The sequence below is a fragment of the Vibrio thalassae genome, from assembly GCF_900089835.1.
Lineage (GTDB): Bacteria > Pseudomonadota > Gammaproteobacteria > Enterobacterales > Vibrionaceae > Vibrio > Vibrio thalassae.
In genome coordinates this window covers 12,464-13,094 of sequence record NZ_OANU01000124.1, presented here as the reverse complement: position 1 = coordinate 13,094, position 631 = coordinate 12,464, and the positions used below count along the sequence as shown (strand labels likewise).

Sequence of the window (631 nt, the reverse complement as noted above, 5' to 3'; positions counted from 1 at the left end):
TAAGTGCGAACGGTGTTTCTAGATACACCTAAATCACGCGCGATGCGGCGGATACTTTGTCCTTGCTGATGTAAAACGTGTATTTCCACTAGTTGCTCCTGATTGATCATAATCCGCCGCTTTGTCCATTTTACGAACGGATAGTTTGCCTCAGGTGGGTCAATTTTAAATCGACGTTAGTGGGTCATTTTTACATCGGCGCTGACAACAGGAGTAACTTATGAATTCTACCGACTTAGAACGCTTCAACTTTCTTTATGAACAACACCTTACCAACCTTAAACTGCAAGGTAAACGACCCGCTACCATTGATGCGTATTCTCGTGCGGTGCGACGGATTGCGCAGTTCTTTGATTGTTGTCCGGACGCCTTAACCACCCTACAACTCAAACGCTACTTTGCTAACCTCATCGAAACCCACTCATGGAGTACCGTTAAGCTCGACCGTAACGGATTGCAGTTCTTCTATCGCTATACCCTCAACAAACAGTGGGAATGGCTGAATATTGTCAGACCGCCACGCAGCAAAAAACTCCCTGATGTTTTAGCCCCAGAACAAGTCGCCTTACTCATCTCGTTGACCCAGCAATGCCGTTACCAAGTCTTCTTCCTTGCCTTATATTCCATGGGG

General features: G+C 46.3%; 2 protein-coding genes. One reads left to right on the top strand and one right to left on the bottom strand.

Annotation, left to right across the window (positions count from 1 at the left end):
- Positions 1–110, bottom strand: a 110-nt coding sequence (locus tag VTH8203_RS21965) for a helix-turn-helix domain-containing protein (RefSeq protein ID WP_158296112.1), incomplete at its 3' end; no start/stop codon positions are given.
- A gap of 110 nt (positions 111–220) precedes the next feature.
- Here VTH8203_RS21965 and VTH8203_RS25225 point away from each other — a divergent pair.
- On the top strand, positions 221–631 hold a 411-nt coding region (locus VTH8203_RS25225; protein ID WP_244181295.1), incomplete at its 3' end, for a site-specific integrase.